The organism is Streptomyces capoamus (genome assembly GCF_014654935.1).
GTDB lineage: Bacteria > Actinomycetota > Actinomycetes > Streptomycetales > Streptomycetaceae > Streptomyces > Streptomyces capoamus.
This window is the reverse complement of sequence record NZ_BNBF01000050.1, coordinates 8,145-15,775: the sequence shown is the minus strand read 5'-3', so window position 1 is coordinate 15,775 and position 7,631 is coordinate 8,145. Positions and strand designations below refer to the sequence as shown.

The window sequence follows — 7,631 nt, the reverse complement described above, 5'->3', positions numbered from 1 at the left end:
GAAACCGGCGGAGGAGGACCCGGGGAAGCGGCGGAGGAAGACCGGGTGAACCGGCGGAGGAGGACCCGGCGAACCGGAGGAGGACCCGGCGAACCGGCGGAGGAAGACCCGGGGAACCGGCGGAGGAAGACCCGGGGAACCGGCGGAGGAAGACCCGGGGAACCGGCGGAGGAAGACCCGGTGAGACGGCAAAGGGAAACCAGGCTGTAACCCGGAACCCCCTGTCGTGCTACGCGCGTTGACCCTAGGCTGCGCCGAGCCACCACAGCCGACCCCCAGGGGGCTCCCATGCCAGCCGCGCCCCGGCGCACCGGACGTCGTACCCACGCCCTCCTCGCGAGCGCGGCCGTGCTCACCACGGCGGCCGCGCTGACCGCCGCCCTCCCGGCGGACGCGCACGAGAGCCACCACCGTCCGGGCCGCTACCAGGACGTCCAGTTGCTCTCCTTCAACGACCTGCACGGCAACCTGGAGCCCCCGTCCGGCTCCTCCGGCCGGGTCACCGAACTCCAGCCGGACGGCACCGTGAAGACGATCGACGCGGGCGGTGCCGAGTACCTCGCGACCCACCTGCGCCAGGCCCGCGAGGGCCACCCCTACTCGGTCACCGCGGCCGCCGGCGACCTGGTCGGCGCCTCCCCGCTGCTGTCGGGGCTGTTCCACGACGAGCCCACCGTCGAGGCGCTGAACAAGCTGCACCTGGACGTCACCTCGGTCGGCAACCACGAGTTCGACGAGGGCGCGAGGGAACTGGCCCGCCTGCAGAACGGCGGCTGCCACCCGAAGGACGGCTGCTACGGCGGCCGGGAGTTCGCGGGCGCCGACTTCCCGTACCTGGCCGCGAACGTCCAGGACGAGAAGACCGGCAAGCCGATCCTGAAGCCGTACTGGGTCTGGAAGAAGAAGGACGTCAGGATCGGCTTCATCGGCGTCACGCTGAAGGGCACCCCGAACATCGTCTCCGCCGACGGCGTCAAGGGCCTGAGCTTCAAGGACGAGACCGAGACCATCAACAAGTACGCCAGGGTGCTCCAGCGCCAGGGCGTGCAGTCGATCGTGGCCCTGATCCACGAGGGCGGCTACCCGGCGTCCGGCTCGTACAACTACGACTGCGACTCCCCGGGCGCCGGCAGCGGCATCTCCGGCCCGATCGTGGACATCGCCAAGCACGTCACCCCGGCGGTGGACGCCCTGGTCACCGGCCACACCCACCAGGCGTACGTCTGCACGGTCCCGGACCCGTCCGGCCGCCCCCGCATGGTCACCTCGGCGTCCTCCTTCGGCCGCCTGTACACCGACACCACGCTGACCTACGACCGGCGCACCGGCGACATCGCGCGTACGGCGGTGAGGTCCGCGAACCACGTGGTCACCCGGGACGTCCCCAGGGCGCCGGACATGACCGACCTGATCGCGCGCTGGAACACCCTGGCCGCCCCCATCGGCAACCGCCCCATCGGCTGGATCTCCGCCGACATCGGCAACACCGGCACCGAGTCCCCGATGGGCGACCTCATCGCCGACGCGCAGCTCGCCCACGGCCGCGCGCTCGACCCGAGGACGAGCCTGGCCCTGATGAACCCCGGCGGGGTCCGCGCGGGCCTCACCTACGCGGCCAAGGGAGCCGAGGGCGACGGCGTGGTCACCTACGCCGAGGGCTTCACGGTGCAGCCGTTCGCCAACACGGTGAACCTCCAGGACTTCACCGGCGCCCAGCTGGTCCAGGTGCTCAAGGAGCAGGTCAGCGGCGCCAACGCGGCGGCCCCGAGGATCCTCCAGCCGTCCGCCGGGCTCACCTACACCCTGGACCTCACCCAGTCCGGCGCGGACCGCGTGGTGACCGGCTCCATCCGCCTGAACGGCGCGCCGATCGACCCCGCGGCCACCTACCGGGTCGCCACCAACAGCTTCCTCGCGGGCGGCGGCGACGGCTTCCCCACGCTGGGCCAGGGCACGAACGACCTGGTCGGCGCGGACGACCTGAGCGCGCTGGAGAAGTACCTGACGGCGAACTCGTCGGCGACGAACCCGATCGCCCCGCCGAAGGCGGACCGGATCACGGTCGTGGGCTGAGCCCCGCGGGGCCGCGGCCCGTGCCTCAGGTCTTCTTCCGGCGGTCGAACCAGACGGTCACCGCCGTCGGGGCCAGCCCCGCCCAGAAGAGGACCTGGGGCACGGTCCGTTCGGTCCACGGCACCTGGGTCAGCAGCAGGGCGCAGAACATGGCCCAGGCGGCCTGGCCGAGCACGATCCGGGGCCAGCGGCGGCGCCGGACCAGGGAGCGGAGGTTGTACCGGACGCCCGTGCGCAGCCGGCGGTAGCGCAGCAGGGCGCCCACGGCCCACAGCGCGGCGAACGGCACGAGCGTCCACAGCCGCTGGCCGACGGGCACGGGCAGTGCGCGCCGGGCGTCGCCGTCGGTGGCGAACAGGTCGAGCATGACCCCGGCGAGCGCCACGCACAGCAGGGCGAGCCAGCGCACCCCGCGCAGCAGCCGGTAGGAGGCCTCGTCCAGGCCCTCCCGCATGCGTGCGGAGTCCGGGGTGACGGCGAGGGCGTCGGCGTAGAGCGTGGCGGCCTCGGCGGCCTTGACGCCCGGCGAGGCGGCGGCCTGCTCGGTCCGCCGGGCCAGCGCCTCCGGGTGGTTCGGGTCGAGCCGGAGGATGATCCGGTCCATCTCGGCGGCGAGGGCCCGGTCGCCCGCCAGGTTGGCGATCGACCAGCGCACCTCGTACGGGAACACCTCCTCGGGCGCCAGCCGGACGGCCTCGCGGGCCAGTTCGTCCGCCTCCCGGCAGAAGGCGTCCATGGCGTCCCGGCTGACCCCGCCGCCGTTCGCCTGCCCGAAGCGCAGGGCGCGGACGGCGGGCAGCCACCGGGCGAGCTGTGCGTAGCCGACCCAGTAGGCGGGGTCCAGGCGGATGACCTCGCGGAGCACGTCCTCGGTGTCCACGACGCGGCCGCAGGCCTGCAGGGCGTGGGCGCGCTGGAGGAGCGCGGGCACGTGTTCGGGGGCGAGCGCCAGCGCCCGCTCGGCGGCCTCCAGCGCCTGCGCCTCCTCGCCCCGCACCGCCCGGTGGCAGCGGGCCAGGCGGACCAAGGCGCCGACGTCCTCGGGGTCCTCCGCCAGCCGCTGGGCGAGCAGCGCCTTCTCCTCGTCGTGACGGCCCAGTGCGTAGAGCGCGTCCGCCCGTTCCAGGGCCGGGTGCAGTCCGGTGCTCACAGCTTCCGCCGCTTCTTCAGGTAGGTGACCAGGTCGTCGTACATCCCGCCGTCGTTGGCGAACATCGCCACGTTCCGGGCGGCGGCGAACCAGGGCTCGGTGGAGGGAACGACCTCCTTGGCCGCCGCGAGCAGATCGCTCATGCCGATCATCCGGACCGTGCCGGTGCGGGCCGAGTCGAGCAGGGCGCGTTCGGCGGCGGACTCGCAGACGTGCGCCAGGTCCGCCCCGGACAGCCCTTCGGTCACCTTGGCCAGCTTGCCCAGGTCGATGTTCTCGATGGGCCGTTCGCTCAGGTGGTAGCGGAGGATCGCCTCGCGGGCCGGGGCGTCCGGGGGCAGCACGAGCAGGGTGCGGTCCAGCCGGCCGGGCCGCCGCAGGGCGGTGTCCACGTCCCACGGCACATTGGTGGCGGCCAGCACGAACACGCCCTCGTTGGCGGCGGAGTCGATGCCGTCCAGCTCGGTCAGCAGCTGGTTCACGGTGGTGCGCAGCGCGCTGTGCGCGGTGCGGCTGCGCTTGCCGCCGAGTGCGTCCAGCTCGTCCAGGAAGACCACGCAGGGGGCCTTCCGGCGGGCGGTCCGGAAGAGTTCGTGCATGTTGCGCTCGGAGTTGCCGATCCACATGTCGAGCACGTCGTTGACGGACACCGACAGGAAGGAGGCGCCGAGTTCCCCGGCGACGGCCCGGGCGATGAACGTCTTGCCGCAGCCCGGGGGGCCGTACAGCAGCAGTCCGCCGCGCAGGCTCTTGCCGTACAGCCTGCGCAGCTCGGGGTTGCGCAGCGGCGCGAGGAAGGCGGCCTCCAGCCGCTCCTTGACCTCCCGCATCCCGCCGACGTCGGCGAGGCGCACGCCGCCGGGCTGCTCCGTATCCCAGGCGTCGGCGTCCTCGGGGCCGCCGCCCCCGGGACCGCCGTCCGCGTCGGCCGGCAGGGGTGCCCGAGGGGTCAGGAACCGGGGCGGTACGACGTCCCCGACCTGTTCCTCGGCGGCCCGCCAGTCGAAACGGGGGCGGTCACCGGGGGTCGGCGCGGGCGCGGGCGTGGGCGCTCCCATGGCCCGTGCCATGAGCTGCCGCGCCTGCGCGTCGCCGGGCGCGTGCTGCAGGGCGACGGCCGCCTCGGCGACCGCCGCCTCGTTCTGACCGGAGGTCAGCAGCAGTTCGGCCAGGTGCAGTCGGAGCGGTACGTCGGCGGGCGCGGCGGCAACTGCCGTGCGCAGGCTCCGTATCAGGGGTGAGTCATCCGGCATGGCGCCCACCCTAGGGAACCGGCCGGGTTCAGGAGGCGCTGGGTTTCCAGTCGCCCAGCCAGTCGGCGATCTCCTGGCCGGCGGCCTGGGCGTCGGTCAGCTGCGGCCGGTCGGTGCTCGCCGCGCCGGAGCCCGCACCCGTGTTGCGGTACTCGGCGAAGCGGTCGTCCTTCCAGGAGAAGCCGCTCATGTCGGTCCACGGCGCGGTTCGGATCGCGGCGCTCAACGACGTATTGCGGACGGTGGTCTGCGGGTCGAGGCCGGCGTCGCCGCCCGCGTGCCAGGGCCGGCCGAGGTAGAAGCTGCGGTCGGAGACGCTGCCGGTCACCGTCGAGCCGGTGATCAGGATGCCCTTGCGGCCGGCGGCGGTGCTGGGAGCGGTGACGTAGCCGGCGGAGGTGCCGTTCCACCGCTTCTTCAGGGTGATGACGGACCTGTCCAGGACGGCGGTGGCCCGCCCGAAGACGAAGTCGACGTTCCCGGTGACGTAGGAGTCGGTCAGGTAGACGCGGCCGAGCCTGTCCTTGGACGCGGTGTCGAGCAGCAGGGTGTCCTGGTCGCCGCTGACGATGATCCTGTCGAGGAACACCTTGTCGGCGGCCGTGCGCAGGGCCACGGCCTGCTGGGCGATGTCCTGGTGGGCGGCCTCGTCGAAGTCGTTGGAGATGCTGAGGTTGCGGGCCTGGAAGTCGTCGGCCTCCACGGCGACGGTGGCGCTGCCCCCGGTGCCGTAGGTCCCGGACCCGTCGGGCTTCCTGGTGCCGGCCGCGTTGTCGTAGACGATGACCGTGTCCTTGCGGCTGGAGCCCGTGCCCTGGAGGGTGACGTGCGGCTTGTTCGCGGGGACCTTCACGGTCTCCCGGTACGTGCCCGGCCTGACGGCGATGACCACCCGGGAGGGGTTGTTCGCGGGGACCGCGTTCACGGCGGCCTGCACGGTCGTGTACTGCCCCGAGCCGTCCTTGGCGACGGTGAGGGTGGTGGCCGCGGCCCGGGCCGGTACGGCGGTGGCGGCGGACGCCTGCGACTGGGCACCGGGACCGAGCAGGCCGTGACCGAGGGCGGCACCGGCGGCGAGCGCGAGGGGCAGCCCGGCCGCGAGCGCGGTCCGCCTCCTGCGGTGCCGGGTGCGGGAACTGCGCGGGACGTGGGGGGTCATGGCGTCTCCGGTCGGTGTCGGGGGCGGGGTGCCGGACGGGAGTCGCCGCGGGGTGCGGGAAGGTTGCCGCGGTCCCCTACCGGCCCAGCAGCGCTGCCCAGTCCTGGCCGTGCGCCCAGTCCGCGAAGGTGTGCCAGCCGACCTCGGGGTACGCGCGGCGCAGGCCGGTCACGTCGACGTCGAGACCGTGGTCGGTGAAGTAGGCGAACATCGCCGCGAGATCGGCCGAGTGGGTGCGGACCTCGGCGAGGGGTACCTGCCGGTGGGTGACCGGGCGGCCCAGGGCGGTGCCGAGGGCGGCCGCGATCTGCGCGGGGGTCAGCGCGTCGGAGGCGATGTCGATGCGGTGGCCCGCGAAGTCGTCCCGGCGCCCGAGCACCAGCGCGGCGAACGCGCCGATGTCGGCGGCGGGGATGAGGGTGAGCGGCCGGCCGGCCGGCATGGGCCAGGCGAAGACGCCCGTGCGCAGCCCGTCGAGGGTCCAGCCGCTCGCGTAGTTGTCCATGAACGCGGCCGGGGCGATCACCGTCCAGGGCAGACCGGAGGCGCGCAGGTGCTGTTCGACCGCCCGTTTGCTCTCGTAGTGCGGGATGCCGGTGCCGCGGTCGGCGTGCGCGGCGGAGGTCAGGACGACGTGGCCGAGCCGGGCCCGGGCCGCGGCGTCCACGAGGGCCGTGCCCTGCCGGATCTCGGTTCCGGTGTCGCTGCCGGTGCCGGTGCTGAAGGGGGTGGTCACCGCGAACAGCGCGTCGGCGCCGGCCAGCGCGGTGTCCAGGGAGGCGGGATCGTCGAAGTCGGCGGCGCGGACCTCGGCGCCGAGGTCGTGCAGGGCCGTGGCGGCGGGTGTGCCGGGGCGGCGGGTCAGGGCGCGGACGCGGTGGCCGGCGGCCAGGGCGGCGCGGGCGGCGGCCCCGCCCTGGGCGCCGGTGGCGCCGGTGACGGCGATGGTGAGCATGGGTCTCCCCCGGGTCGATAGCATTGCTGTGTGACGCATTTGCTGCGCCGCGCAGCAGCATATCCATATTTCGCTGCGTCGCGCAGTGACATTTTCGAAGGAGCCCCGCCGTGACCGACCCCGACCGGACCCGCCTCTACGACGAGCTGGCCCTGGAGTCCCGGCGCTACCTGGCCGCGTACGTCCTGTTCAACCAGGCCGTCGCCGACCACCTGGGACTGCACCCGACCGACGTGCAGTGCCTGAGCCTGCTGACCGCCGAGCCGGAACCGCTCACCGTCCGGCAGATCGCCGACCGCACCGGGCTCACCACCGGCTCGGCCACCCGCCTCGTGGACCGCCTCGAACGCGGCGGATACGTCGCCCGTACCCCCGACCGGCACGACCGCCGCCGGGTGCTGGTCACCCCGGTTCCCGAGCGCCTCGCCCGGGTCACCGCGCTGTGGGACGACCTCGGCCGCACCTGGCGGACCCTGCTGGACGACCACACCGAGGACGAGCTGAGGGCGATCACCCGGCACATGCGCCGGGCGCACGACCTCAGCCAGACCCAGATCGAACACCTGCGCAACATTCCCAAGCCGGACTGACCCCGTCTCAGCCGGCCGCCGCTACCGCCGCTCCCGCCGCCCCGGGTGGGGGTGTCGGTGCGCCCGGCAGTCGTACCGTCGCCACCGTGCCGCCGCCCTCCGCGCGGGCCAGCTCCACCGCGCCGCCCGCCTGGCGGACCGTACGGGCCACGATGGACAGGCCGAGGCCGGAACCCGGCAGGGCGCGGGCGCTGGGGGAGCGCCAGAAGCGGTCGAAGACGTGCGGGAGTTCGTCCTCGGCGATGCCGGGACCGTGGTCGCGGACCGTCAGCACACCGTCGACCAGCCGCACCTCGACCGTGCCGCCCTCGGGGCTGAACTTCACCGCGTTGTCGAGGACGTTGACCACCGCCCGCTCCAGCGCGGAGGGCTCCGCACGGACGAACCACGGCTCCAGGTCCGCGGTGATGGACAGCTCCGGACCGCGCAGCCGGGCCCGGCGCAGGGCGGC

Annotated in this window: 6 protein-coding genes and 1 pseudogene; 2 read left to right on the top strand and 5 right to left on the bottom strand. The window is 73.9% G+C overall.

What is annotated here, in order from left to right; genetic code table 11:
• Nucleotides 1-288: 288 nt before the first annotated feature.
• Nucleotides 289-2,073 carry a bifunctional metallophosphatase/5'-nucleotidase gene (locus IE312_RS37385; RefSeq protein ID WP_189986772.1) on the top strand — a complete coding sequence of 595 codons (1,785 nt, stop codon included), beginning with the start codon at nt 289-291 and terminating at the stop codon, nt 2,071-2,073.
• Nucleotides 2,074-2,098: 25 nt separating this feature from the next.
• Here IE312_RS37385 and IE312_RS37380 read toward each other — a convergent pair whose 3' ends face one another.
• From IE312_RS37380 to IE312_RS37365, 4 genes and pseudogenes are all read right to left on the bottom strand, one after another.
• Nucleotides 2,099-3,223 carry a tetratricopeptide repeat protein gene (locus IE312_RS37380; protein WP_189986771.1) on the bottom strand — a complete coding sequence of 375 codons (1,125 nt, stop codon included), beginning with the start codon at nt 3,221-3,223 and terminating at the stop codon, nt 2,099-2,101.
• Complete coding sequence (locus IE312_RS37375) at nt 3,220-4,476, bottom strand: ATP-binding protein (RefSeq protein WP_189986770.1); 1,257 nt, start codon at nt 4,474-4,476, stop codon at nt 3,220-3,222. The genes IE312_RS37380 and IE312_RS37375 overlap by 4 nt, the downstream gene beginning before the upstream one ends.
• 28 nt (nt 4,477-4,504) lie before the next feature.
• A pseudogene (locus tag IE312_RS37370) lies at nt 4,505-5,575 on the bottom strand (pectinesterase family protein); the annotation flags it as partial.
• Between the two features lie 136 nt (nt 5,576-5,711).
• Entirely contained in the window at nt 5,712-6,590 is an 879-nt protein-coding gene (locus tag IE312_RS37365; protein ID WP_189986768.1) for an NmrA/HSCARG family protein, read from the bottom strand.
• 110 nt (nt 6,591-6,700) lie between these two features.
• On the opposite strand from IE312_RS37365, the gene IE312_RS37360 reads away from it, so the two are divergent.
• Nucleotides 6,701-7,180 (top strand): MarR family winged helix-turn-helix transcriptional regulator, encoded by a 480-nt coding sequence (locus IE312_RS37360; protein WP_189986767.1) that lies wholly within the window; start codon nt 6,701-6,703, stop codon nt 7,178-7,180.
• A 7-nt stretch (nt 7,181-7,187) separates the two neighbouring features.
• Here IE312_RS37360 and IE312_RS43590 read toward each other — a convergent pair.
• Nucleotides 7,188-7,631, bottom strand: a 444-nt coding sequence (locus IE312_RS43590; RefSeq protein WP_229900914.1) for a sensor histidine kinase, incomplete at its 5' end; no start/stop codon positions are given.